Annotated in this window: 1 protein-coding gene; it reads left to right on the forward strand. The window is 68.5% G+C overall.

All coding sequences use genetic code 11. The annotated features are described in order from the left end of the window. The coding region (locus C7I85_RS31980; RefSeq protein WP_146149036.1) for a peptidoglycan-binding domain-containing protein at positions 1-298 on the forward strand (298 nt) is incomplete at both ends.

Raw genomic sequence — 298 nt, forward strand, 5'->3', positions numbered from 1 at the left:
CGCGGCTACAACGGCCCGGCCGGCATCAAGGGCGGCTACCACCTCCTGATGGCCAAGGCCTACGCGAGCAAAACCGGCAAGGCTCTTGCCTCGGTCGCCTCTGGCATGCTGCGCATGGGCTCACAGGGCGCCAAGGTGCGCGAACTGCAGGGGCTTCTGGTGCGCGCCGGCTATCCGGTGAAGGTCGACGGCGATTATGGCCCGACCACCAAGAAGGCGGTGATGGCCTTCCAGAAGGCGCGCGGCCTGACGATCGACGGTGTGGCCGGTCCCGAGACCATGCGCGCGCTGGCGCAGT

This window comes from Pseudaminobacter soli (ex Li et al. 2025) (assembly GCF_003012705.1).
GTDB lineage: Bacteria > Pseudomonadota > Alphaproteobacteria > Rhizobiales > Rhizobiaceae > Pseudaminobacter > Pseudaminobacter soli.